The sequence below is a fragment of the Rothia terrae genome (genome assembly GCF_012396615.1).
In the GTDB taxonomy this organism is placed as follows: domain Bacteria; phylum Actinomycetota; class Actinomycetes; order Actinomycetales; family Micrococcaceae; genus Rothia; species Rothia terrae.
Genome location: NZ_JAAXPV010000001.1, coordinates 55327 through 78976, shown reverse-complemented (window position 1 = coordinate 78976; position 23650 = coordinate 55327). Strand labels below are relative to the sequence as shown.

Below are 23650 nucleotides of genomic sequence, written 5' to 3'. Positions count from 1 at the left end.
CTTGAACATGCGCGGTGATCTCACCTCGCGCATCAATAACATCGTCAATGGAGGATTTTATGAGCGGTCACGAACAGCCCACCCTATTTGGTGCAGGTGCAGATCTTCCTCCGGCGTTTCCTGAACGCGCAGCATGGGGTACCGCGCCAAAGCTGCGTGCCTGGCAGCAAGAGGCTATGGAGAAGTACTTTGCCACCAACCCGCGGGACTTCATGGCTGTGGCGACTCCCGGTGCAGGTAAAACTACCTTTGCATTGACCGTGGCAAAAGAACTCTTTAATCGTGGCACCATCAACCGTATGACGGTGGTTGCGCCTACCGATCACCTCAAACGTCAGTGGGCCGATGCCGCAGCGCGCGTCGGTATTTCCATTGATCCCAACTTCAAAAACTCAGATGGCTCACACGGTCGCGAATACCAGGGGGTGGCACTGACCTACGCTCAGGTTGCCAACAAACCGCTTCTTCACCGCGCTCGTACCGAAAACGGCAGGACGCTGGTGATTATGGACGAGATTCACCACGCCGGCGATGCATTGAGTTGGGGCGACGGTCTGCGCGAAGCTTTTGAGCCCGCGCATCGACGTCTTGCCCTGACGGGTACCCCTTTCCGCTCTGATACCGCGGCGATTCCTTTTGTGCAATATGAGGAAGATAAGGACGGCATCCGTCGTTCTAAGTCAGATTATTCGTATGGTTACGGCCCGGCTCTTAAGGACCATGTGGTTCGCCCCGTCATTTTTATGGCGTATTCCGGGCAGATGCGTTGGCGTACCTCAGCCGGCGAAGAAATGGCGGCGAACCTTGGCGAAGGCTTTACCAAAGATGTCACCGCTCAAGCGTGGCGCACTGCTTTAGACCCTCAAGGTCAGTGGATTCCCACCGTTTTGTCGGCTGCCGACAAGCGCCTGAGCGAAGTTCGTAAGACGGTGCCCGATGCCGGTGCGCTGATTATTGCTACCGACCACGCGGATGCGAAAGCCTACGCCGCGCAGCTTCAGGCAATTACAGGTGAGAAGCCCGCGGTCATTCTTTCTGACGATAAAGAAGCATCAAATAATATCGATAAGTTCTCTGAAGGTACCTCGCGCTGGATGGTTGCGGTGCGCATGGTGTCAGAAGGTGTTGACGTTCCGCGTCTAGCAGTAGGCGTTTACGCAACCTCAACATCTACGCCGCTGTTTTTCGCGCAGGCTATCGGACGTTTTGTGCGAGCCCGTAAACGCGGCGAAACCGCGTCGGTATTTTTGCCGTCCGTTCCACAGCTGATGATGCTTGCCAACGAGATGGAAGAAGAACGCGACCACGCGCTCGACCGTAAATCCCCGGCAGATGAGATGCCGCAAGACCCGCTCAATGAAGGCCTCGATGACCACCTCATTGACGAGGCAAATAAAGAAGAGGTCGCATCTGATCAGCTAACCCGCGGTAAGTTTGAAGCTATCGGCTCTCAAGCATCCTTCCACGGTGTGCTTTTTGATGGTTCAGAGTTTTCAATGGGCGGAATGGATGAGCACACCGATGAAGACCAAGACTTTTTGGGTATTCCCGGACTCCTCGACGCCGATCAGGTAGGTACTTTGCTACGCGCACGTCAACAGGAATACGCGTCCAAGCGTCCCGCATCGACACGAGCTCAGGAACCCAGTGTTGTTGACCATAGACAGCTGAAGAACCTGCGCAACCAGCTAGCTAAAAACGTATCAGCCTGGGCAGCCAAAACAGGCAAACCGCACGGGTCAATTCACAACGAACTGCGTCGCATCTGCGGCGGTCCCGCTGTGCCCCAGGCCAATGCGGAGCAGTTGCAGGCGCGCTTGGATAAACTGCAAGACTGGTTCTTGGGTCGAAAATAAAGACGAGAACACTCTAAAGGTGAGGTGCTTGATATAGCCACACACGGCTATATCAAGCACCTCACCTTTTGTAGTGGTACAGCCTACAGAACCTCTAAGGCTTCAACACCGGCGTCCTCAAAGTCTTCAAGCGCGGTGTCGAAACCTTCCTCAGATACTGGTGCAGTAAGATCGGTGAGCACGCGGGTCTCGTATCCGGCATCTACCGCATCCAGCGCCGTGGCTCGAACACAGAAATCGGTGGCGATACCGACAACATCAACATCGGTAATCTCCTGCTTCTGCAACCAGTCATCCAGCGACACCTTCGGGGTCTCTGGTGCTACCGGCGCATTTGCGTCGCGTTCACCGGTCATCACGGTATCTTCTGGCGCCAGCAGGCCTTCAAACCCCGAATACGCGGCTTCGAACTCGCCTTTACGGAAGTAAGCGGTGATGTAGTCAGTATCTAAGTCTTCGTGAAGCTCAGCCCCAAAAGATTCAGCTTTGCAGTGTACCGGCCAGGAATTCTTGTAGTCCGGTGTCTCGCTAAAGTGCTCGCCCGGGTCTACATGCCAGTCCTGCGTTGCAACGATTGCCTCGTACTCCGTGTGGTGGTTTTCAACGTACTCACTGATGAGCGCAGCAACTTCAGCTCCCGCCTCGGTTGCAAGCGATCCACCTTCACAAAAATCGTTCTGGACGTCAACGATAATAAGTGCCTTGGGCATTAAAAATCCTTCGACTAGTTGGTCTGTTCTTTGACAATAAATTCGCTAGGAATCACGGGTTCACCCGCTGACAGCCTGGACGCATTGCGCGGTAATTCGCGAATCGATTGAGCGTGTCGTGTGGACGCTGCGCGCACACCTTCGGCACCCGTGAAGCCGGGCTGTAGCTCACCATTGATTACGAAATCTACGAGCAGTTCACGATCATTAGAATCAGCGGGGGCGGTAACGTCAACACCGATGAGTTCTGCGATTGCTACGCCGGAATCATTGATTCGGCGGACGGCGTTCTTGCGGCCACCCACAGAAGACTTGTTCTTAGATGCTTTAGCAACGGGCTCCATGACGCCTTCGCTGTTTTCACGTGCCACGATCTTGTAGACCATCGAGGACGTCGGCGCACCCGAACCGGTGACCAATTTAGTACCGACGCCGTACGAGTCAACAGGGGCGGCCGCAAGCGAGGCAATCGCGTATTCATCAAGATCGCTAGTCACAGTGATTTTGGTTTTCTGATTGCCCAGGGAGTCAAGAAGTTCACGAACCCACATCGCTTGTGCCACGAGATCACCGGAGTCCAGGCGCACAGCCCCGAGCTGATCACCGGCAAGTTCAACCGCAAGTCGCACTGCTTTTTCGACATCGTAGGTGTCAACGAGCAAGGTGGTGTCAAGACCCAGTGAATCCAACTGAGCGCGGAAAGCGTCCTCTTCGGTATCGTGCAAAAGAGTGAAGGCGTGGGCGCTGGTGCCGATAGTGTGCAGACCATAGCGCAATCCAGCTTCAAGATTAGAGGTTGAGGTGAAACCGGCGATAACAGCGGCGCGTGCTGCGGCGACTGCTGCTTCTTCGTGAGCGCGTCGTGAGCCCATTTCTAGGCAAGGACGCGTGCCCGCTGCAATGCTCATGCGTGAGGCCGCCGATGCCACCGCTGAATCGTAGTTCAAGATGGACAGCAGATACGTTTCTAAAATGACAGCTTCGGCAAAGGTTCCTTCGATTTGCAGCACGGGGGAGTGCGGGAAGAAAATCTCACCTTCGGCGTAGCCGTAGATATTGCCGGTGAACTTGAAGTTTCTCAGGTACTCAATAGTTTCTTCATTGACTACCTTGCGCTCGGCCAGAAAATTCAGCTCACGCTCGGAAAACTTGAAATTCTGGAGTCCTTCAAGAAACCGTCCGGTGCCGGCAAGCACACCATAGCGGCGTCCTGCGGGGAGGGAGCGGGTAAATACTTCGAAAACACAGGTGCGATGCGCAGCGCCCGACTGTAGGGCGGCTTGCAACATGGTGAGTTCGTAGTGATCTGTCATTAATGCTGTTGATAAAGCCACGGGTCCATTTTAGTGGTTTTGGCTGGCCAACTGCTAAAAGTTCACCCCTGTGTTCGTTCGTGGCATGACGCGACTTCATGAAAAAGTAGCGCATAGCCAATCACTTTGGCTATGAGATAAACCGGTGACCCCTTGCTGATACTGACAGGTAGTTTAGGATAGAGAAGTTAGCGCACATAAGTGACACGGTGTACCTAAATGCCGTGGAAAGGATTGACTGTGGCTTGTTCTACCGCGGTTCTGTCAGTGGCAGAGCCCGAAGCGATGACGCTTCCGTCCATTGATTCCGATGAATCTGTGGCACCAGATACTCCGTGGAAAGTGATTGTGTGGAACGATCCTGTCAACCTGATGAGCTACGTGACGTACGTGTTTCGCTCTCACTTTGGCTTCAGCGCTGAAAAAGCTCAGAAACTGATGCTTGCGGTACACGAAGAAGGCAAAGCAGTAGTTTTCGTGGGTTCCCGTGAAGAAGCGGAACAGCATACCTCAGCTATGCACGGTTGGGGCTTGTGGGCAACATTTGAAAGAGTGCAGGAGAACTAAATGGCTGAAGGCTTTAGAAAAACACCGGCGGGGTACGTAGCGCATTTTGACCCTGAAGAAATCAAACTTCTCACCAAACTTTTTGACGACGTTGCGCTCACTCTTGAGCCTGAAGAGTCAGACAGTGTCGATGAATTTGAGCGCATGTTGGGAATCAAGACGGATGCGCGTCCGCCCTCAGATAACGCAGTTTTACGTATGCTTCCCATCGCGAGCGACGACCCCGAGGTTGCCGATGAATTCCGAAAATTCACTGAACTGAACCTGCGCGAGCAAAAAATGTCAGCTTTAGCTCTGGCATCTATGGACGTTCAGAACCAGCGGGTTGTGCTGAACGAAGAACACGCCCATGCGTGGGCAAGTGCCCTCAACGATGTGCGTCTGACGCTGGGCGCTCGTCTCAACCTAGCCACCGATGAGGATTCCGCTCGCATCGAACGCCTGTACTCTGAACCTGAATCCGTGGAAGATATCGCAGGCTACATGGGCCTGTTGTACAACTTCACCACCTGGCTTCAAGACACCCTCATGACGGCGATGCTTGAATCATTAGAGAACTAATTTTTAGCCCCGCGCAGCACTTCACCACGGTGCGTAATAATCGGGCATGAACGCCGCCATAACGCGTGATAACGCCCTCATTTACCTGTTTAGTTATCGCTACAACAGCAATCTTGGCAGCATCAGACTACTGTTCGAAGGTAATTATGAATTCGACTGACACACCGCACACCGTAGCCTCCGCTTGGGGGTCTCAGGTGCCTGCGCATCCGACGCCCTCTGCTCCCATCGGAATCTTTGATTCTGGTGTGGGTGGTTTGACGGTGGCGCGCGCAATTATGGATCAGTTGCCACATGAACAAATTATCTATGTGGGGGATACCGCTCATGGGCCCTACGGTCCGTTGCGAATTGCAGAGGTTCGAGCTCACGCGCTACGAATCATGGACGAGCTGGTGGATTCTGGTGTCAAGCTGTTAGTGATTGCCTGTAATACCGCATCCGCGGCTGTTCTGAGGGACGCCCGCGAGCGCTATACCCGTACTTACGGCATCCCGGTGGTTGAGGTTATTCAGCCTGCTGCCCGTCGTGCTGTTGCTGCCACTCGCAATCGCAAAGTTGGTGTGATTGCAACTGAAGCTACAGTGACGTCGCGTGCCTACGAAGATACCTTTGCTATTGCCAGCGATATTGAAATTATCTCTGTGCCTTGCCCGCGATTTGTCGAATTTGTTGAAAAAGGCATCACTACCGGCCCCGAGCTTCTTGAGACTGCTCAAGAGTACCTGCAACCGCTCAAGGATGCTGGCGTTGACACCGTGGTTCTGGGGTGCACCCACTACCCGCTGCTGACCGGTGTTATCTCGTACATTATGGGCGATGACGTGACCCTCGTATCTTCGTCAGAAGAATCTGCAAAAGACGTTTTTAAAGCTTTGGTTCGCCACGGGATGGAAAGAAACTCCGAGCTTGAAACTCACCACGAATTTTTGGCAACAGGCGAAACTGAGACCTTCCAGCGGTTGGCTCACCGTTTTCTAGGTCCTGAGGTTGCAACCGTGCGTCACACTAACTCTGTGGCTGAGCGTTACCCTACCGGTTCTCTTGCTGTAGTGCCCCCTGCTGCCCATACACCCACTATCACTATCGATCCGTCCGTAGATTCAACTCGCGGATAATCGAGTATTTTCACTGAAAAGGGAAGCTCTATGCGTTTGACTGTCATCGGCAATTCGGGTTCCTTTCCGGGCCCGGATTCACCCGCATCTTGCTACATGGTTTCGGCAACGGATTCTGCCGGTAAGACCTGGCGCATCATTTTAGATATGGGCAACGGTGCTTTGGGGGTTCTGCAACGTCACGTCAAACTTGAGGATATTGACGCGATTTTGGTGTCGCATTTGCATCCTGATCATTGCATTGACCTTTCGGGTGTGCATGTGGCGGTGAAGTGGGATCCTCGCGGATGGAGCAAGGGACCTATCCCGCTGTACGGACCGTCGGACTTGCACGATTATTTGCGCCATTCTCATGGGCAATACGATGAAATTGGCATGAGCACCGAATTCGATTTTCACAGTTGGATGCACCATGAAATGGTGAAAATTGGTCCTCTCACTATTACTCCGTTTGAGGTTCTGCATCCGACGAAGGAGCCTTACGCCCTGCGTATTGAATGTGATGTTGCTGGAAAGCATACAGTGCTGACCTACTCCGGTGATACTGACTACTGCGCGGGTGTTGTTGAGGCAGCGCACAACGCTGATTTGTTCTTGTGTGAGGCGGCTTATCAGGAGGGACGCGACGACGCGTTGCGCGGCATCCATTTGACCGGTAAGCGTGCCGGGGACGTTGCCCGGGAAGCTCATGCTCGAAATCTTTTGCTCACCCACCTGCCTGTTTGGAATGATCCGCAGGAAATTCTGGCAGAAGCTCGTAGTGCTTTCGATGGTTCCGTTGAATTAGCGGAGGTATCTGCAAGCTACGAGGTGCAACCGCCTCGCGTCTCAGAGCTGCACCCGCCCACGACAACGCTCAACGTTGTGCAACGTCATTCTTAAATTCTTTGATTACTTGTTCTACGCACTAGGAGATAACTATGAGCGAAACCACTGTAACCCGTGCCGACGGACGCGCTACCGATCAGCTGCGCGAAGTAAAAATTACTCGCGGTTGGTCACAGAATGCTGAAGGCTCGGCTCTCATCGAATTCGGAAACACCCGTGTGCTGTGCACCGCGTCGTTCACCGAAGGCGTGCCGCGCTGGCTCAAGGGGCAAGGCACCGGCTGGGTCACTGCTGAATACGCGATGCTGCCTCGCGCTACGGGTACTCGTTCATCACGCGAGTCCGTCAAAGGAAAAATTGGTGGACGCACCCACGAAATTTCTCGTCTGATTGGTCGCTCGCTCCGCGCCATCATTGATACCAAGGCATTGGGCGAGAACACTATTGTTCTTGACTGCGATGTTCTTCAAGCAGATGGCGGCACCCGCACTGCGGCAATTACCGGTGCCTATGTTGCCTTAGCAGAAGCTATCGAGTGGGCTAAGAACGAAAAGATTCTTCCTCAAAACGCTAAGGCACTGACAGGTTCTGTCTCTGCTATTTCGGTGGGCATTATCGACGGTGTGCCCATGCTTGATCTTCCGTATGTTGAAGATGTTCGCGCTGAGACCGACATGAACGTTGTCGTTACCGGTGACGGTAAGTTCGTTGAAGTTCAGGGCACTGCAGAGGGCGCACCTTTCGACCGCGATGAACTCAACTCCTTACTCGACCTTGCCCTGGTTGGCACCAAAGAGCTAACCCGCATCCAGAACGAAACCTTGGAGAGCTAAAGAATGCAGCCCCGCGTCGTATTAGCAACCCATAATCAGGGTAAGCTTCGCGAACTTCGTGAAATTTTACGAGGTCAGATTGAAGGTTTGGACGTCGATGCTCAGGTGGTTAGCGCCGCAGACGTTGATGTGCCAGATGTGGTTGAGGACGGCATTACGTTCGCCGAAAATTCCCTGCTCAAGGCACGCGCTGCAGCTCACCATACAGGGCTGATTGCTATCGCTGATGATTCTGGACTAGCTGTTGATGTGCTCAACGGAGCCCCCGGTATTTTCTCGGCTCGCTGGGCGGGAGCGCACGGCGATGACACCGCTAACCTCAACCTTCTTTTGACGCAGCTCTCTGATATCGCTGATGAACACCGCGGCGCACGATTTATGTGTGCAGCATCCATGGCGACTCCGACGGGCGAAACGGCCGTCGAGCACGGTGAGCTGCCGGGGACGCTTCTGCGCGAACCGCGCGGCGAAGGGGGATTTGGGTATGATCCCATCCTGGTACCTGCCGCACTTACTGGTGAGCTGGCTGGTAAGTCCTGTGCAGAGATTGACCCCGAAATTAAAAATTCGATGAGTCATCGAGCTGAAGCATTTAAAGCACTGATTCCGCATCTTCGCCGAGCTCTTGATGTAGAGTAACACGTATCACAGATAGAGCATTGAAAAGGGTGAAATAGCCAATGGTTGCGCACCTGGAGCAAATGAGGTCTATGGCCGTGGTCAAAGCGGTCATGACTCAGGCCGGCGTCAATGTCGCCCTCGACCGCTGGGACGTCCGTCATTCGGGCTCAGCACACATCATTATCAACATGGGAAACCAGTTGAGTGTGCGCGTCGCCAAAACGGACAAAACCGCGTTTATGGTGGCACGACGCACCGAGATTCTCCGGCGTCTTCCGACCGATTTACCCTACGAAGTGCCGCGTCCTATCACCCGCGTCATTACTCGCAACGGCCACACGGCGGTCGGTACCACCTGGATTAAAGGTGAGCCTCGGAAGCCGGGGCCAGCGCCAGAAAAAGCGCTCGCCACCCTAGTCAACAGTCTCAAAAAGATTGACACCACAGGCTGGGAGCCCTACCTCGATGACCCTCACGCGCACTGGGGTGGTACAGACTGGGTTCGTACCCTGAGACAGGACGTGGTTCCGCTCTTGCTTAAAACTAACCAGAAAATTGCTCACGCGGTCATCGATAGCGTGCTAGAACTTGATCCGGTAGAACCGGTGCTAGTACACGGTGATTTAGCGGGACATAACATCTTGTGGCAGGGGGATCGCCTAGCGGGTGTGATTGATTGGGACCATGCAACGATAGCTGACCCCGCTTTCGACCTGGCCGCATTGGGTAACTGGTACGACTGGGAGAGCCTACGAAAAGCTGCGACCGAAGAAGAAATCACTCGAGCGAAGATTGTTTCTAGGCTCCTGGCGTTGCAAGCGGTTGCATATACCGTTCACAGCGGTATGGGCGGAGCGATTTTGCGTCTTGCTGTGGAGCGCGCCGATAACTGGCTCATGGATCATAAGCACGAAATTATGGGGCAGTAAGACACCTCTAAAATAAGAAGCCGGTGCACGAATTCTTCGTGCACCGGCTTTCGTGTTAAGCGATACCGAGCTGTTTGCGCCAGTTGGCTGACAGAAGATCAATCGCTTCGTGGGCTTGCTCTGAAACGTTAGAAATAGCGGTCATTGGTGTGGGGTATGCCGCCGCTAACAAGATAGCAACCAGATGATAGAGCAACTGCTGGTCGTTGCCGGTGAGAGCTGCATCTATTTCAGAGACATCAGAGAGGAATTCGTTGAAAATATCCTCTGGAGTTGAAGTTTCAGCTATTGTGCGTTCAACATGCAGTAGCAGATAAAGAGCAGCAGCAAGCATCTGAGAGGCGGTGCGGGCGTCCTCGAATTTTTGACGCAGATGCTCAACGGTCAGCGGCTCATTGCGGGCTGCCAGAGCTTGATCAACCAGAGCAAGAACCGACGTTGCTTGTGCGGCGAAATCAGCATTCGAGTAGTTAGCCAGCCAGTCGCGCAGTTCTCGAACCGCAAATTCCACGGAAGCATCCGACGTAGCTGACGCCATGGAACGAACGAGCAATGCAACACACATGGCAGAGAGCACCGTGCGAGAATCACCGTGAGTAAGAGCGCAGGTATGAGAGCTGAGCTTGGTTACTGTTTGATAATCCTCAACGGGTAGGAGACCAAAAGCGGTGCTCCAGATGAGCACACTGGGGGAGTTGACGTGCCTGACCGATGATTTAGACAGTAGTTGCATCTGACCTGTATTAAGAATATCTACGACCGATGCCTCTTGATGCGCGCTGGAAGACATCAACGGCAAGGCATCGATGGGACGGTCTAGAGCGAACGGGACATTATCTGATACCGGTGCCCCCGTCGTACGTAGCCAGCGGGTGAACGCAAGCCAAATGCAGGCGAACTCGTCTGCCGCAGCGCCTTCATTGTTCCACTCTAGAACTTCGCTAATCCCATCAAGGGTATACAGGAGAAGTTGCGAAGACGCTGGTGCGATAGATGATCCCGCAGGAGGAGCAGTCAGGGCAGCAGCGAGTACTGCATCCACGGTGGTGATATAGCGTGGGTTTGTTGCATCGGGCGCTAGAAAACGATCAGTCATATTTTTATCTTACCGGGGTGAAACTCAGCCAGTCGTGAGTCATATATAGTTTCTCGCCCGCGCTTTGAGCCGATGCTCAGTACACTGGAATTATGCGTATTCTTCACACCTCTGATTGGCATTTAGGCAGAACTTTTCACGGAACCTCACTGCACGAGCTGTGCAAAGAGTTCGTGCAAGAGCTGGTTGAATTGGTTTCTACCGAGCATATTGATGCCGTGCTGATTAGCGGTGATGTGTATGATCAGGCGCAACCTCGCCCCGACACGGTGTCGCTGTTTTCTCATGCTTTGAGTGCAATAGTGGATGCCGGCGCCGCCGTAGTTGCCACCAGCGGCAACCATGACTCTGCGCTCCGTCTAGGTTTCGCATCCGATCTTTTACGCAAAGCTGAGGTGTATTTTCTGACCGATGCTAGCCGGCTGGCTGAGCCCGTGGAACTGACGAAAGACGGGGTAACGGTTGCGGTGTTTGGTATTCCTTACCTGGAGCCGCGTGCTTTTGCAGGGCGTTGGGATGTGCCGGCGCAACACACCGCGGTCTTGAGCCGCGCTATGCAGCAGGTAGGGGAGCACCTCACCGAACATACGTACACGGCTAGCATCGCTATGGCACACTGTTTCGCCTCGTCAGCACAGGTTCCTGAGGTTTCTGATTCTGAACGAAATATTAGTGTTGGAGGGCTTGAAACCGTACCTGCATCCGTTTTTGAAACTGTAGATTATGCCGCGCTGGGGCATCTTCACGGCAAGCAGAAAATCACTGAAACTGTGCGTTATTCAGGTTCCCCTCTAGCTTTTTCATTCTCTGAAGCTTTCCACCGTAAGGGCGCATGGATGATCGATGTAGATCACAGCGGTATACGAGATATCCGGGAGCACCTGTGGCAGACCAAACTTGAGCTCATCAAACTTCGTGGCACCCTCGATGAGGTGCTGAGCGCTCCGGAAGCTGTACTGTCGCCCGACGCCATGTTCAGCATTACGCTCACCGACGCCAAGCGTCCGCCCCACGCCCTTGAAAAACTCAAGGAATCCTTTGCAAATGTCTCAGAACTTTATTTTGAGCCCTGTGGCGCAGAACAAACCCAACGTGTAGCTCCTGCGAGAGTCTCTCCCAGTAAACCGATCAATGAGGTATGCGATGATTTCTTTGAATACGTGCTGGGCAATGAACTGACACCGACCGAACACAGCTATATGCAGCAGGTACTTGCACACGTCGAAAGTGAGAGTGTTTCTCGATGATTATTCACCAACTCACCCTCAATGCTTACGGGCCATTCGCCGGCAAAGAGACGCTAAACTTTGATGTCCTCAACGATGCCGGACTCTTCTTACTCAACGGTCCAACAGGTGCCGGTAAATCTTCAATTCTCGATGCGCTGTGCTACGCGCTCTACGGCACCACATCCACCGGACGTCCGGACCTGCGCTCGCACTTTGCTGCAGAGAATGAGGTTCCATGGGTAGAGCTTGAATGTACCATTAGCGGGGTTCGCTACCGTATTTACCGTAGCCCAGAGTGGATGCGTCCCTCTACGCGCTCCAAATACGGGGCAGTGAAAGAACACGCTAAAACCCAGCTGGACCGCTGGGAAGACGGCGAATGGGTCTCTATTTCAAGTCGGAACGATGAAGCCGGTGCCTACATCGAGCAAACGATCGGTCTCAAACGCGAACAATTTGTGCAGGTTATTCTTCTGCCGCAAGGAGAGTTCGCTAAATTCTTGAACTCAAGCTCTACTGAGCGCGAAGGACTACTCAAGAAGCTCTTCGGCTCCTACGAATACGAGCAGATCCAGGCAGAACTCATGGCGCGCGCCCTAGCTGCCAAAAACCGTGCAGAAACCTCTCTTCGTCAACTGGAGGAGCTAGAGAGTCAGCTTGACGATGCGTTCTCGCGTGCTCGCATCCGCGAAGCTCAGGAGTTTTTGGACGCTCACTCTGCCGAAGATACTGAGACGCCAGTAGAGCCTGCGGACCAGTCTCTACAAGAGCTCCCCGAAGAAACTGACCACCCCCAAGAGGCAGAAAATCTGCCTGCCTTTGTGACAAAGCACCGTGCCTACCTCTTAGAGGTCAATGATTCTATCGATGCGCTGTCGACTGTGCGCTCGGGGCTTGACCAACAGCTTCCGGAAGCTCGCCAGAAGCATCGTCAGTTCGCTGACCGAGCCAAAGACTGGGATACCTACCACCTTTTACTCGCGCGCAAAGAAGAGCTGGGCCAGCAAAGTGAGAACATCGAACAGCTTAAAGTCCGCGCACAACGGGCTGAGCAAGCGGCAGAAATCCACGCCTACATCGAAACTGCCACCGCTGCGCACCAAGACGCGGATGCGGCGCAAGATGACCATCAAAGGACGCGCACTAGCGCGGCAGAGCGTCTAAGGCGCATCGTAGAAGCAGCAGAGCCGCAACATCCTGAAGCCACCCTCAAAACCGTCTCTGCCGAGAAACTTGATGAGGAAACCCTGCAACAACCGCTCACCAAGCTAGAAGCACTGGTCACTGCAGAACAGCAAAGGGCCGAAACACAGAAAAACCTTGCAAAACTCAGGGCTGAGGCAGAACGCCGTCGTGTGCAGTGGAATCAAGAAGACGTACAGCTGAAAGATGCCCAAGAGCAACGCGATAGCATCAGTCAAGAGCTCGAAGCTTTAGAACATATTGCTGTGGAGCTAGAACGCGCTCTCACCACCGAGAAAACTTCAGCCCGCATTGTTGAGCTTTCACAATCCCTCGAGCGCGCTACCCAACAGCGCGAACAACGAAAGAGCGCCTTACACGATGCTGAACGCACAAGAACCCAACGCGCGCAGGTCGCTGAGCAACTGCAACGCGACAGATACGCGCAGGCTGCCTTCACCCTAGCTCAGCAACTGAACGACGAACACCCCTGCCCAGTCTGCGGCTCTCAAGAGCACCCGCGTCCTGCCACTGTCAAAGGCGGTGAGCGAGTAGTCGAACAACATGATATCGACACCGCGCTAGAGCTTCGTCAACAAGCAGAAAGCACTGTACAAAAAGCCTTGCAAGCGGTAGCAGAAAGCACCGCCGAGGTGCAGGCACTTACAGAGCAAGGGGCCGTAGAGCTCGCGACTGCGCAGCAACAGCATCAGCATAATCAGCAACAGGTAAGAGAGCTGAAGACACAAAACGCACGTGCACAGCAACTGCGAACCCAGCGTCAAAGCATCGAATTGCAGATTCAAACCCTCACCCAGACCCTTCAAGAGCTCAACGACCAGCTCAAGACACTGGAAGGCAGCGTACAAGCCGACCAACACCGTGAAAAGCACCTCAGCGAGCAGCTAGAGCACAAGCAACAAGAACACACCAGCTTTTCTGAAAGACTGGCGAACATGCGCGCACTGACGAAAGATATCGCCCAGCTTCACGCACATCATCAAGCGGTAGAAAGTGCTCACATCCGACTGCGAACTGCACAGGAGAACCTATCGCAGGCCATTGAGAAATCAGCGCTCGATAGTGCCGAAGAGGCAAAAGCAGCCTTCCTGCCATCTCACAACCGTGTTCAGATGCGCGAGGAGATTCAGAACTACGACGCCGCGTGGGCTCGACTACTAGGACAACTCGAGACCGAGACCATGCACAACATCGCCCAACGAATTGAGAATCAAGAAACTCGCCCCACGGCAGAAGACATTGAAGATGCTGCGCGCCGCGTAGAACATCTCGAAACCGCCAAAGAAGAATCCGTCTCTTTGAGCTCTTCCCTTGACGGAACCCGCCAGAGTCTTGAAAGTATCCAGCAACGCTACACCCAGCAAATGGATGAGTCTCAGACCATCGTGCAGTCCGCACAAACCTGGCGTCACCTGGCTGATACCGCCAACGGAACAGACGCCGACAACCAGCTTAAAATGACGCTCACCACCTACGTGCTGGCAGCGCAGCTACAAGATGTAGCCACCAGCGCATCACTGCACTTGAACGCCATGACACACGGACGCTACACCCTCGAATACAGCACAGAACGCGAGAAAGGACGTGGCTCTAAAAAGTCGGGCTTGGGCATCGTTGTAAAGGACGCTTGGCACGACAAAGTGCGCCCCACCAAATCTCTTTCCGGTGGCGAAACCTTCATGGCATCGCTGGCACTGGCACTGGGAATGGCAGAAGTGGTACAACATAGAAACGGCGGGATCTCCATCGATACCCTGTTCGTTGATGAGGGATTCGGCTCTCTCGATGACTCCACTCTCGAAGAAGTCATGGGAACGCTCGATTCTTTACGCGAAAATGGTAGGGTTATCGGGCTAATTAGCCACGTTTCAGAAATGAAGAACCGCATCACCACCCAAGTTCAGGTGCGTCGTTCGCCGGAGGGATCTCACATTGTCGCCCCTTAGAAAAACCATTGTGCCCCAGGAGATTGAAACGAACCCTCCTGTCAGGAGCAGATGGAAATACTCCATCAGGTACACCATGAGCCGTTTACAGGTGATAGTACGTACCCTCGGCATACAGTTTCTGCTGTTTGTGGTGCTCATGCGACTCGCCCCATCTGTGCTCTCACTGTCCCTTCTGATATTGATGGCATCAGAAACGGGGGAGGTCACGCTCGGTGGGTATGCCGCCGGCATCGCGGCGCTCTCGTTTGCCGTCATGATGCCTCTCTACAGTGCCGTGGCGCGAAAATTCGGGCATACTCCCGTTCTGGTGACGACAGGCATCCTCAATATCCCCATGATGGCGATTTTGCTGTGGCAATTTCTGCAATTCAGTAACAAAGCTTTTCAACAGGGCATTGTGGGTGTTCTAGTTGCTGCCGCGCTCGCCGGTGCAACTACACCTCCCATGGCTGCAATGATGCGGTCGTATTGGAGCCGGGAGTACGCAACCAGCAAGGATCGCAAGATGCTGAATTCTGCCATTGCGCTAGAGTCGATGCTTGAGGTTTTGGCATTGCCACTTGCTGCGGTTCTAACCGGTGCTATCTCTCTTTTTGCGAGTCCGCTCTACGCTGTGCTCGCGCTGATTGCGATTAATATGCTTGGCGTTCTTTTTGCTATTTCGCGCATCAATAAGCCTCTTTTTATGCCCATACATTCATCGAGGTTGAGCAAGTTTGACGGTGATGCCGTGCACGGCGACCATCGCGGTTTTATCTGGCTGCCGTTGCTGGGAGCCGTGTGTATCGGTGCGATTATCGGGGCCACTCAGTCATCGCTGGCAGCTTATACCCTCAATGCGGATGACGTTGAAACTGTAGGATTCTATATCGGGGCAATGGGTCTATCCAGTGCTACGGTCGGAGCTTTGTTACTGGCTGGACGCGTGCGCATTGCGGGCTGGCAGTCGTGGCTGTTGAGCGCGGTGGCTTTGATTGCGTTGACCATGATGCTGTCGATTCCGGTCACGAATTTTGGTGTAGCTCTGGCACTGTTAGCGTTGGGTGCAGGTATTGGAGCGGCTACGGTGTGCATGGAGTCTGTCACCACCGCAATTTCAGCCCGAGGTTATCTGGAGCTTGCCCTTACCTTTTCGCAGTCCACCTTGACGGTGGGCTTAGCGATTGGCCTGGTGTGGGGAGCTCTCGTGGGTGAGGGATTTGGGTTTCAAGCCGCTATGTTGATCCCCCTCATCGCCGCCACCATCTTTTTTATCGTCGGACACTTCTACGGCTACCTCTGGCGTCGTACTTATGAAGTAAACCTGAGAAACTTCGTGTAGATACTGAACCTTATCTAGATAGGCTCAAGGGGCGGATGCCGTTTGCATCCACCCCTTGAGCTTTTAACAGTGAACCTGACCTTAGTGGCCTCGAGCGATCCATTCGTCCAGGTCGGGAGCCTCAAGACCGATTCCGGTGGTATCACCGTGTCCCGTGAGAACAGCGGTGGACTCGGGAAGAGTCAGAAGGTTTGCCTTGATGGACTCGATAATCGTGTCAAAGCTGCTGAATGAGCGTCCTGTAGCGCCGGGGCCACCCTGAAAGAGGGTGTCGCCACTGAAAACTACACCCTCACTGTTGTCCCAGCTCAACTCGGGCGCGTAATAGCACACAGAACCGGGGGAGTGACCGGGAGTTTCAAGAGCTGTCAGCGTCGTCGAACCGATGGTAATCTGCTGACCGTCTTCAACATCGTGGTCGAAATCCCAGTGAGGATACACCATTTCCCACAGCACGCGATCCTTGGAATTGAGGTACACCGGAGCATCAAATCGTTCCGCTGCTTCTTTTGCGCTACCAATGTGATCATCGTGAGCATGAGTCAAAACAATTTTCTCGACGGTTCGACCGTTCACAGTGCGTGAGATTTTATCAACGTCGTGGGCGGGGTCAACAATAATCACTGACTCATCGTTGCCAATAATCCACACGTTGTTATCAACATCCCACGTACCACCATCCAACGAAAAAGTACCGCTGGTGACAACTCGTTCAATACGTTCTGCCATGATAAGTCCTTTCAGCAAGACGGTCCGAGAATTAGAACTCTACAACTGAACGCAGAACCTTACCGGTCTTCATGGTTTCAAAAGCGCTTTCCACGTCTTCAAGAGCGATGCGTTCGGTCACGAAAGCATCGAGGTCGAGGTTACCCAGCTGATAGTGCTGAACGAACATCGGGAAGTCGCGGGTGGGCAGAGTATCGCCGTACCACGACGACTTGATGGAGCCACCGTGGCCAAAGAGTTCATCAAGAGGTACTTCGAGGGTGGCTCCGGGAGCGGGAACGCCCACGAGGACGACGCGTCCCGCCAGATCACGAGCCTCGAAGGCCTGCTTGAAGGTATCGGCTACGCCTACTGCATCGATAACCAAGTCTGCGCCGAAACCGTCGGTGAGCTCGCGGATTGCTTCAACCGCGTCCTTCTTCTTGGAGTTCACAGTGTGGGTCGCTCCGAGCGAGCGTGCGCGTTCGAGCTTCTGCTCATCGACGTCTACCGCGATTACCTTGGTTGCTCCACCGAGTTTTGCGCCGGCGATAGCGGCGGTACCAACACCGCCACAGCCAATCACAGCAACTGACTCACCTCGCTGCACCTCACCGGTGTTGAGAGCTGCACCAATGCCTGCGGTAACGCCACAACCCAACAGGCCAACTGCAGCATACTGGTCGTCTTCAAGCTCTGCTTCGATCTTGGTGCACTGACCAGCCGCTACCAGAGTCTTTTCAGCAAATGAACCGATGCCGAGGGCTGCCTCAAGTTCGGTGCCGTCTTCAAGCGTCATTTTCTGGGTAGCGTTGTGAGTGTTGAAGCAGTACTGTAGCTGACCCTTCTTGCAGGCACGGCACTCGCCGCAGACTGCGCGCCAGTTCAAGATAACTTTGTCGCCCACTTCAACGTTGGTGACGCCTTCACCGATTTCTTCCACAATACCTGCTGATTCGTGACCGAGCAGGTACGGGTAGTTATCACCCACGCCGCCTTCAACGTAGTGCTCATCGGTTTGGCAAACACCGCAGGTCAGAACCTTTACAAGAGCTTCGCCCGGACCTGGGCTGGGGACGTTAATAGTCGTTACGCTGACATCGCCTTTTTTGAGGGAGACGACTGCTCGAACCTTGTGCATCGTGTACTTCCTTACGTTCATTGTCTAAGTGTCCAACACGTATCATGTGCTTATCTTCTACCCTAGTCGAGCAAACCGTCAGTCCCAAACATTGAGCGGATTACCCTGTATGACGAGTAAAAAATTTTACGGCGGTGGAGCGTGCTAAGCCCGAGGTCAAAACTGAGATATGGTCACGACCGGGTACCGCTAGCTTTTCGCATATTTGGTGGCTGGCAGTGATTGCTGTGACGAGTTCATCTGTATCCTGCGCTAACTCATCAAATTCTCCTGAAATGAGCAGCACGGGAGCATTGATAGTATCGTTGCCCGGTTCAAAATTATCAGCGGTCAGCTGAGCAAATCGCAAAAGATTATCCTGAGGCACTGCAGTGTGCGCAAGGACGCGATCGAAAAGTCGTGCGGGATGATGGGCAGACGCCTGACCTGTTGCAATTTCGTGGGCGGCAGCATCCATATGATTAGTAGCACCGAGACCGATGAGAACTGCGCTGGTTAGCTGCTGATCGGGGGTAGCTAAGAGCTCCCAGATCACCCTGGCACCGAACGAAAACCCGAGGCCCATGACAGGTGGACTCAGCTGAGGTATTTGGGCAGAAAGCTGACCGATAAAAGCCTTTAGTAATGAGTCATCAGAAACCTGACTGCCAGCATTCGCAGTGTGTAAAGGGAGGGGTACCGCATACACAGCGAACCCTGCCGCATTGAGTTTTTTGATCCAGCCAGGTTTCACCCAACTCTGCTCGGTAGAGCCGCCAAAGCCGTGAATCGCAAGAACCGTGGCACGAGTCGTGGCATCCGGTTCAAAGAGCTGAGCGTTGAGTAGGGGCATCATCGTCATCCTTTTGCTGAATAAACATCACCGCTCATAATATCCGCACCAGGTCTTAATCTTTGACTCTCTCATACTCATAAACTCTCATATACGGTGAAAAACCATCGCACGACTGTGGGGAACCGATTCTTACTACTTCTTGCCCCACGAAAAATAATTCAGCAAGAGTTAAAAGACAAGGGCCCGGTACAGCGGAACCGAGCCCTCGATTTATAGCTAAAAACTAGCTCAAATCAATATCGTTGATGTTCTTGCTCTTTGAAGCGGTCTTTTGCATATTCATTCCTGAATCATTGCTCAGGCGAATTTCTTTGCCTTCTTCAACCAGCTTGTCGAGCTTCTCAAGATTCTTGACAGCCATGGTGTCATCACGGGGTTCAATCTGAATGTTTTCTTCAGCAACAATACCAGCATGCAACTCACGAGCTCGCTGGATCTCAGCATCCAACTGAGCACCGAACAGAAGAACATTGTTCATAATCCAAATCAGCATCAGCAAGATGATGACGCCACCGATGGCACCGTAGGTCTTGTTGTAGTTGCCAAAGTTAGAAACGTAGAAAGTGAATGCTGCGCCGGAGACACCCATCATAATCAGCGCAAAGACAGCGCCGGGTGAAATCCAACGGAAATTGGGTTGCTTCACGTTCGGGGTCGCGTAGTACAAAATCGCAATCAGAACGATAGCAATCAGCAGAAGAACGAACCAACGAACATACGTCCAAATCGCTGCGAAACCGCTAAGGTCTACACCGGTGAAGTCACCCACCACGTTCAATACGTTCTCAGATGTCAGAAGAAGTAACATCATCAGAACCATGATGACAACCATAATGGTAGTAATCACCAGGTTGATGAGGCGCAATTTCCAGAGCGGGCGTCCTTCAACCACATCGTAAATGCGGTTCATTGCGCGACCAAACGCACCGATGTAACCGGACGCGGTCCACAGGGCACCCACGATACCGGTAACCAACGCTAAACCGGCAGCGCTGGATGCGGTGAGCTCGGTAATTGGCCCGCGAACTACTGACAGAACGTCTGACGGTGCGTAGTCTGACAGGAAGCTGATGATAGCGTCAGTTGTTTGTTTGCCCTGACCGAAAACACCAAGGAGCGAAACCATCGCAAGGAGCATCGGCACAGCTGACAGCACGGTGAAGTAGGTCAGTGCGGCTGCGAGGTCGGTGCAACCATCTGCAAGAAACTCGCGAAGCGAGCGCTTGAAAATGTAAATCCAGCTTGGCTTACCCAACTTTGTGAGTTTTTGAGGCTTCTCAGACGAGTCCGGTTTAGAACCGCGTTCAGCTCTTTGGACCGTCAGTTCTTCTAGAGACATACATTTCTCTCTTTGTGTGTACGGTAATGGTGATTACTTCAAGGATATCCAGTGTACTGGGTATTCTGAGATAACTTCAGAACGTGCCTTTCAAATACGACAGTGGGACAACCGCCACACGGCGATTGTCCCACTGTCGTATGAGAGGTTAGTTGTTGATGCCCAGTACCTGAGCGGTGTGCGCCATAACCTCATCCGCCAGTTCGGGGTTATCGTTGAGGGTCACGCCGTAGGCGGGAATCAATTCTTTCAAGCGGGGTTCCCACTCAGCTTGCTGATTGGGGAAGCACTGCTTGAGGAGCTTGATCATAATCGGTGCCGCGGTGGATGCGCCGGGGGACGCACCGAGCAGAGCTGAGATTGAACCGTCTGCGCTACTGATCAGCTCGGTACCGAACTGAAGAATGCCGCCCTTTTGCGGGTCTTTCTTCATAACCTGGACGCGCTGACCTGCAGTAATCAGTTCCCACTCGTCGCCGTTAGCTTCGGGGTAGTACTCGTGCAGTGATTCAATATGCTGTTCGCGCTTTTTGAGCAGCTCGGTGATGAGGTACTTGGTGAGCGACATATTAGCCAGCCCGGCGCGAGCCATCGGGTAGATGTTGTCGGGGCGCAATGAAAGCGGCAAGTCCAAGAGTGATCCCTGTTTGAGGAAGTTGGTCTTGAAACCGGCGTAGGGACCAAACAGAAGCGAACGCTGACCATTCACGTAGCGGGTGTCCAGGTGCGGTACTGACATGGGCGGAGCACCTACTGATGCCTGACCGTAGACCTTAGCGTTGTGCTGCTGCGCGGTTTCTTGGTTGGTGTTTCGCAGGAACAAACCTGAAACGGGGAATCCGCCGTACCCCTTGCCCTCGGGAATACCGGACTTTTGCAAAAGGGACAGTGCGCCGCCACCTGCGCCGAGGAAGACAAACTTAGCGCGAATGGTTTTGTTGTGTTCTGAATTCAGGCGATTCTTGACCTTGAGATTCCAGCTCTTGTCTGATTCCTGGGTGAGGTTGGTGACCTGCTGGCCGTATTCAACCTGAACACCGTTTGCCTGAAGGTAATCGAGCATCTGCTGGGTGAGATCGCCGAAATCAACGTCGGTGCCTTCAGGGGAGTAAGTGGCAGCCACGCGTCCGGCTGCACGACCGTTCATGGTGAGCGGTGCCCACTGAGCAATCTGGTCACGGTCTTCGCTGAATTGCATGCGCTCAAACAGCTTGTTTGCTGCAAGAGCTCCGTAGCGCTTTGCCATGTAGTCACTGTGAGCGTCTCCGAAGACCAGTGACATGTGGGGCACGGGGTTAATGAAGGACGCGTTGTTCAGCTTGCCTTCTTCTACGAGTGAGGCCCACAGCTGACGGGTAACCTGGAACTGCTCGTTGATGCCCAGCGCCTTTGCCGGGTCTACAGTGCCGTCTTTACCCATGGGCGCGTAGTTCAACTCGCAGAGTGCGGAGTGACCTGTACCTGCGTTGTTCCAGGGGTTAGATGATTCCTGAGCAGCTTCATCAAGACGCTCAAGAATGGTGATGTTCCATGATGGCTCAACCTCTTTCAAAAGCACACCGAGGGTGGCGCTCATGATGCCCGCGCCAACGAGGACTACGTCTGTATTTTCAGTCCGTGTCACTGTGAGAACTCCATTTGTTGTGGCAGTAAAACCGCTGTTGTGGTCTTACTGCAATTAATAAAAGTATCGTTCTTATTTACAGTAGCGCGTCTGTGTGCGATGCGCATAACACGTCAAGCGGAGTTCGCGGAAGATGACATAAAAATAAGTATTCTTTTGAAGCAGACCGTTATTTTTGAACATCAGCATGCGCGATGTCATCGATTCCTGTTGACGTTACTGAGTAGCTTGTAACGTTTTTCCCCAGTGCAACGGAGCTAACCGCGTATGCGATGGGAACTGCTACGGTGTGTTCCATCAGGTGGTAGCTGGCATCTTTGAATGCTTCGCGTCTTTCATTAAGGTTATCCAGTGCATCTGCTTTTTGAATCAGCTCTATGACATCAGAAAACGGCATAATAGTGCCGTCTTTAACCTTGGATGATGCGTCCAAGGCTGAAAGGGCTTTTGCCGAGATGAGCGTGGGGGCTAGTACTCGCCATATGAAAGCGTTGGGGTCTCTGTAGGAGCCTGTGAAACCGTGTAGGGAGAGGCCTCGTTTGGTGCCGGTGGCGTTGACCTTATCCAAATAGCCATCTGACCACTTAATCGGAACGGGTTTGATAGTAAAACCGGCGCGGGTCAAATCCGCAGCGATGCTGGAATACACAACTTCTGGTTTTTCCATGGACGTGAGCGAGACGTCGGTGGGGTAGTAGAACTCAACCTCTTCGCCTGAATATGAGGATGCTTTGAGGAGTTCTTTGGCGCGGTCTTGATCATGTTTGGTCAGGGTCTCGATGCCCTCTGCTCGCGACATGAAAAGCGGGGGAATATAGTCAACTGCGGTGTTGCTGCCCTCGGGAAAAATCGCGTGTACCAATGCGGAAGCATCGACTGCGTGGGTTACTGCCAGTCGTACATTTGGGTCAGCAAATACGGGATGTTCCAAGTTGATGCCAACGTAGGTCAGAGCATACGGGTCACGGGTGCGGGTTTGATAACCGGACCGAGCCAGCGGCACATAATCTTCTCGACCCACCTGGTCATAAACGTCCAGCTCATCCGATGTGAGCTTATAAAAACGCAACTCGGAGCTTTTGATGGTGATAAATTCAATAGAATCGAGTGGAACCTCGTTGCCCCAATACGACTCAAATCGAGAAAGTTTGACAGTGTCATTCTCTGTGGATTGCACGGTAAATGGGCCGGTGCCAATCGGGGAAGAGCTGAGTGTCCCATCCGCGCCGATGATGCCAGTGGAACAAACAGCGAACGCCGGTTGAGCAAGGGCTGAGAGAAAAGAGGTACTGGGACGCGAGAGCTCAATGATAAACGAGCTGCCCTGTGCTTTGTAGGAGCTGATAAGGGGCTCTAAAACCTCTGATTTATTTTCGGTGCCGAAGAACGTAAGGTACCAGGCATGCGAAGAGAGATCGGAGGTATGAGCTAGCTTTTCAAATCGTTCGAAATTTTTGCGGACTGTCTCAGAATCCAAGGTCGAACCGTCATGAAATTTTACGTCGTTTCGGAGGGTAAAAGTGTAGGTGAGCTGATCATCCGAAATCGTCCAGTCCGTGGCAAGGGCTGGCTCAGGCTGGCCGGTAGAAAGGTTGGCTGCAACTAATCCTTCAATCACCTGGGCATTGATGCGCGCGGTTTCTAGGCTAGAGCTGGTGGCTACGTCTAAAGAAGTAACGGACGCTGCTTGGGCGAACCGTAGAGTTTTAGAATCTTGCTGGCTATTGGAGGCTGATGCGCTGTCTGTGTGAGATTCGGCGGAGCAGGAGGCAAGGGAAAATCCTGATGCCACAGCCAACGTAAGTTTTGCGAGGGTGCGACGTGAAAACTGCGAAGAGGCCATCGGTAAACCTTCTAATAATCCGAACT

The 23650-nt window shown here is 53.2% G+C and carries 20 protein-coding genes; 11 read left to right on the top strand and 9 right to left on the bottom strand.

All coding sequences use genetic code 11. The features are described 5' to 3' along the window. Positions 1-59: 59 nt before the first annotated feature. A complete protein-coding gene (locus HF984_RS00350) occupies positions 60-1856 on the top strand; it encodes a DEAD/DEAH box helicase (RefSeq protein ID WP_168613694.1) in 1797 nt (598 codons plus the stop codon). A gap of 83 nt (positions 1857-1939) precedes the next feature. Here HF984_RS00350 and HF984_RS00345 read toward each other — a convergent pair whose 3' ends face one another. Beyond that, positions 1940-2566 (bottom strand): isochorismatase family protein, encoded by a 627-nt coding sequence (locus HF984_RS00345; protein WP_168613693.1) that lies wholly within the window; start codon positions 2564-2566, stop codon positions 1940-1942. A gap of 14 nt (positions 2567-2580) precedes the next feature. Continuing rightward, positions 2581-3900, bottom strand: a complete 1320-nt coding sequence (locus tag HF984_RS00340; protein ID WP_343947410.1) for a nicotinate phosphoribosyltransferase — start codon at positions 3898-3900, stop codon at positions 2581-2583. 264 nt (positions 3901-4164) lie between these two features. Between HF984_RS00340 and clpS the strand changes: the two genes are divergently transcribed. The 7 genes from clpS (at position 4165) to HF984_RS00305 (ending at position 9336) form a co-directional block, all read left to right on the top strand. Continuing rightward, positions 4165-4446 (top strand): ATP-dependent Clp protease adapter ClpS, encoded by a 282-nt coding sequence (gene clpS, locus HF984_RS00335; protein WP_168613844.1) that lies wholly within the window; start codon positions 4165-4167, stop codon positions 4444-4446. Beyond that, positions 4447-5007 carry a DUF2017 domain-containing protein gene (locus tag HF984_RS00330; RefSeq protein ID WP_168613691.1) on the top strand — a complete coding sequence of 187 codons (561 nt, stop codon included), beginning with the start codon at positions 4447-4449 and terminating at the stop codon, positions 5005-5007. 146 nt (positions 5008-5153) lie between these two features. Continuing rightward, positions 5154-6125, top strand: coding sequence for a glutamate racemase (gene murI / locus HF984_RS00325; RefSeq protein WP_168613690.1), 972 nt, complete (start codon positions 5154-5156; stop codon positions 6123-6125). 30 nt (positions 6126-6155) lie between these two features. Beyond that, a complete protein-coding gene (locus HF984_RS00320) occupies positions 6156-7007 on the top strand; it encodes an MBL fold metallo-hydrolase (protein ID WP_168613689.1) in 852 nt (283 codons plus the stop codon). A gap of 38 nt (positions 7008-7045) precedes the next feature. Continuing rightward, on the top strand, positions 7046-7786 hold the full coding sequence (gene rph, locus HF984_RS00315; RefSeq protein ID WP_168613688.1) for a ribonuclease PH: 741 nt from the start codon (positions 7046-7048) through the stop codon (positions 7784-7786). A 3-nt stretch (positions 7787-7789) separates the two neighbouring features. Then, on the top strand, positions 7790-8425 hold the full coding sequence (gene rdgB, locus HF984_RS00310) for an RdgB/HAM1 family non-canonical purine NTP pyrophosphatase (RefSeq protein ID WP_168613687.1): 636 nt from the start codon (positions 7790-7792) through the stop codon (positions 8423-8425). A 71-nt stretch (positions 8426-8496) separates the two neighbouring features. Beyond that, the gene (locus HF984_RS00305; RefSeq protein WP_168613686.1) at positions 8497-9336 is read left to right on the top strand and encodes a phosphotransferase; all 840 of its coding nucleotides are present in this window, start codon (positions 8497-8499) and stop codon (positions 9334-9336) included. Between the two features lie 55 nt (positions 9337-9391). Here HF984_RS00305 and HF984_RS00300 read toward each other — a convergent pair whose 3' ends face one another. Beyond that, positions 9392-10432 carry an ADP-ribosylglycohydrolase family protein gene (locus tag HF984_RS00300; RefSeq protein WP_168613685.1) on the bottom strand — a complete coding sequence of 347 codons (1041 nt, stop codon included), beginning with the start codon at positions 10430-10432 and terminating at the stop codon, positions 9392-9394. A gap of 92 nt (positions 10433-10524) precedes the next feature. Here HF984_RS00300 and HF984_RS00295 point away from each other — a divergent pair, with 92 nt between their 5' ends. The 3 genes from HF984_RS00295 to HF984_RS00285 all read left to right on the top strand — a co-directional run bounded on the left by HF984_RS00295 (position 10525) and on the right by HF984_RS00285 (position 16134). Further along, positions 10525-11679, top strand: coding sequence for a metallophosphoesterase family protein (locus tag HF984_RS00295; protein ID WP_168613684.1), 1155 nt, complete (start codon positions 10525-10527; stop codon positions 11677-11679). Beyond that, positions 11676-14810, top strand: coding sequence for an AAA family ATPase (locus HF984_RS00290; protein ID WP_168613683.1), 3135 nt, complete (start codon positions 11676-11678; stop codon positions 14808-14810). The genes HF984_RS00295 and HF984_RS00290 overlap by 4 nt, the downstream gene beginning before the upstream one ends. A 76-nt stretch (positions 14811-14886) precedes the next feature. After that, on the top strand, positions 14887-16134 hold the full coding sequence (locus tag HF984_RS00285; RefSeq protein ID WP_168613682.1) for a hypothetical protein: 1248 nt from the start codon (positions 14887-14889) through the stop codon (positions 16132-16134). An 81-nt stretch (positions 16135-16215) separates the two neighbouring features. On the opposite strand, the gene HF984_RS00280 is transcribed toward HF984_RS00285, so the two are convergent. The 6 genes from HF984_RS00280 to HF984_RS00255 form a co-directional block, all read right to left on the bottom strand. Beyond that, on the bottom strand, positions 16216-16863 hold the full coding sequence (locus tag HF984_RS00280) for an MBL fold metallo-hydrolase (RefSeq protein WP_168613681.1): 648 nt from the start codon (positions 16861-16863) through the stop codon (positions 16216-16218). Between the two features lie 31 nt (positions 16864-16894). After that, the gene (locus tag HF984_RS00275) at positions 16895-17983 is read right to left on the bottom strand and encodes an S-(hydroxymethyl)mycothiol dehydrogenase (RefSeq protein ID WP_168613680.1); all 1089 of its coding nucleotides are present in this window, start codon (positions 17981-17983) and stop codon (positions 16895-16897) included. 100 nt (positions 17984-18083) lie between these two features. Next, positions 18084-18818: an alpha/beta hydrolase gene (locus HF984_RS00270; RefSeq protein WP_168613679.1), complete on the bottom strand. Its 735-nt coding sequence runs from the start codon at positions 18816-18818 to the stop codon at positions 18084-18086. Between the two features lie 223 nt (positions 18819-19041). Further along, positions 19042-20157: a YihY/virulence factor BrkB family protein gene (locus tag HF984_RS00265; RefSeq protein WP_168613678.1), complete on the bottom strand. Its 1116-nt coding sequence runs from the start codon at positions 20155-20157 to the stop codon at positions 19042-19044. 148 nt (positions 20158-20305) lie between these two features. Continuing rightward, the gene (locus tag HF984_RS00260; RefSeq protein WP_168613677.1) at positions 20306-21781 is read right to left on the bottom strand and encodes a malate:quinone oxidoreductase; all 1476 of its coding nucleotides are present in this window, start codon (positions 21779-21781) and stop codon (positions 20306-20308) included. 169 nt (positions 21782-21950) lie between these two features. Further along, complete coding sequence (locus HF984_RS00255) at positions 21951-23624, bottom strand: ABC transporter substrate-binding protein (RefSeq protein WP_168613676.1); 1674 nt, start codon at positions 23622-23624, stop codon at positions 21951-21953. Positions 23625-23650 lie beyond the last annotated feature (26 nt).

What these genes read in the sequence shown, in the direction of transcription:
- HF984_RS00350 (WP_168613694.1), top strand. Translation starts at nt 60, where the DNA reads ATGAGCGGTCACGAACAGCCCACCCTATTTGGTGCAGGTGCAGATCTT.
- HF984_RS00345 (WP_168613693.1), bottom strand. Translation starts at nt 2,566, where the DNA reads ATGCCCAAGGCACTTATTATCGTTGACGTCCAGAACGATTTTTGTGAA.
- clpS (WP_168613844.1), top strand. Translation starts at nt 4,165, where the DNA reads ATGACGCTTCCGTCCATTGATTCCGATGAATCTGTGGCACCAGATACT.
- HF984_RS00330 (WP_168613691.1), top strand. Translation starts at nt 4,447, where the DNA reads ATGGCTGAAGGCTTTAGAAAAACACCGGCGGGGTACGTAGCGCATTTT.
- murI (WP_168613690.1), top strand. Translation starts at nt 5,154, where the DNA reads ATGAATTCGACTGACACACCGCACACCGTAGCCTCCGCTTGGGGGTCT.
- HF984_RS00320 (WP_168613689.1), top strand. Translation starts at nt 6,156, where the DNA reads ATGCGTTTGACTGTCATCGGCAATTCGGGTTCCTTTCCGGGCCCGGAT.
- rph (WP_168613688.1), top strand. Translation starts at nt 7,046, where the DNA reads ATGAGCGAAACCACTGTAACCCGTGCCGACGGACGCGCTACCGATCAG.
- rdgB (WP_168613687.1), top strand. Translation starts at nt 7,790, where the DNA reads ATGCAGCCCCGCGTCGTATTAGCAACCCATAATCAGGGTAAGCTTCGC.
- HF984_RS00305 (WP_168613686.1), top strand. Translation starts at nt 8,497, where the DNA reads ATGGCCGTGGTCAAAGCGGTCATGACTCAGGCCGGCGTCAATGTCGCC.
- HF984_RS00300 (WP_168613685.1), bottom strand. Translation starts at nt 10,432, where the DNA reads ATGACTGATCGTTTTCTAGCGCCCGATGCAACAAACCCACGCTATATC.
- HF984_RS00295 (WP_168613684.1), top strand. Translation starts at nt 10,525, where the DNA reads ATGCGTATTCTTCACACCTCTGATTGGCATTTAGGCAGAACTTTTCAC.
- HF984_RS00290 (WP_168613683.1), top strand. Translation starts at nt 11,676, where the DNA reads ATGATTATTCACCAACTCACCCTCAATGCTTACGGGCCATTCGCCGGC.
- HF984_RS00285 (WP_168613682.1), top strand. Translation starts at nt 14,887, where the DNA reads ATGAGCCGTTTACAGGTGATAGTACGTACCCTCGGCATACAGTTTCTG.
- HF984_RS00280 (WP_168613681.1), bottom strand. Translation starts at nt 16,863, where the DNA reads ATGGCAGAACGTATTGAACGAGTTGTCACCAGCGGTACTTTTTCGTTG.
- HF984_RS00275 (WP_168613680.1), bottom strand. Translation starts at nt 17,983, where the DNA reads ATGCACAAGGTTCGAGCAGTCGTCTCCCTCAAAAAAGGCGATGTCAGC.
- HF984_RS00270 (WP_168613679.1), bottom strand. Translation starts at nt 18,818, where the DNA reads ATGATGCCCCTACTCAACGCTCAGCTCTTTGAACCGGATGCCACGACT.
- HF984_RS00265 (WP_168613678.1), bottom strand. Translation starts at nt 20,157, where the DNA reads ATGTCTCTAGAAGAACTGACGGTCCAAAGAGCTGAACGCGGTTCTAAA.
- HF984_RS00255 (WP_168613676.1), bottom strand. Translation starts at nt 23,624, where the DNA reads ATGGCCTCTTCGCAGTTTTCACGTCGCACCCTCGCAAAACTTACGTTG.